Source organism: Pontitalea aquivivens (assembly GCF_046507575.1).
GTDB lineage: Bacteria > Pseudomonadota > Alphaproteobacteria > Rhodobacterales > Rhodobacteraceae > Pontitalea > Pontitalea aquivivens.
Genome location: NZ_JBKFEY010000103.1, coordinates 1 through 855 on the forward strand (window position 1 = coordinate 1; position 855 = coordinate 855).

Consider the following 855-nt stretch of genomic DNA (forward strand, 5'->3'; position numbering starts at 1 on the left):
TTCGTACCCTTTGACGAGATCGGCGGTCACGCCCGCCCCCTCGTAGGTCAGGAAGTCGTCGGCCAGGAGAACCGCGAATGGGTCATTGCCCACAGCGCGCTCAGCGCAGAGGACGGCATGGCCGAGCCCCAGCTGCTCTGGCTGGCGCACGAAGATGCATTCGACGCCCGGCGGCAGGATGTTGCGTACCATGTCCGCTTGGTCGGTCTTGCCCTTGGCGCGCAGCGCAGCCTCAAGCTCTTGATTGCTATCGAAATGGTCCTCGATCGCCCGCTTGTTTCTCCCCGTCACGAAGATCAGCGTGTCGATCCCCGCCGCGATGGCTTCCTCGGCCGCATATTGGATAAGCGGCTTGTCCACGATCGGCAAAAGCTCTTTCGGCATGGCCTTCGTGGCCGGCAAGAAACGGGTGCCGAAACCGGCAACGGGGAATACAGCTTTGCGAACGGGTTTCATATTGGGGGAGACTTTCTGAACGTCGTCTTGTATTGAAAATGCTGGATTGGTGGTCTTGGTGAACGAAGCCGGAAACCTGGGCGTCACCCGGAATAGCCACCGGTTTGATACCAGCGCCAGGCGTCGGCAATCATGTGCTGCAGAGTTGAGCGCTCTGGCGACCAGCCCAATTCCTCAACCGCACGTCGACTTCCGGAAACCAGCGCTGCAGCATCACCCGCCCGGCGCGGCCCAAAGCTATGCGGGACGCCGTGGCCAGTCGCTGCCTTGCATTCAGCGATCACTTCTTTGACCGAGAAGCCAGTGCCCGTTCCCAAGTTGAACTCTCGGCTGCCTTTGCCCTCGAGCAGCCATTCGAGGCCTTTGATGTGGGCGTCGACCAAATCCATCACATGGACA

At 60.5% G+C, this 855-nt stretch carries 1 protein-coding gene and 1 pseudogene; both read right to left on the reverse strand.

Translation table 11 applies throughout. The features are described from left to right. Positions 1 to 543, reverse strand: a 543-nt coding sequence (locus ACK8OU_RS20350) for a UTP--glucose-1-phosphate uridylyltransferase (RefSeq protein ID WP_410305143.1), incomplete at its 3' end; no start/stop codon positions are given. Continuing rightward, positions 540 to 855: pseudogene (locus ACK8OU_RS20355) on the reverse strand (UDP-glucose 4-epimerase GalE); the annotation flags it as partial. The pseudogene ACK8OU_RS20355 and the gene ACK8OU_RS20350, both read right to left, overlap by 4 nt.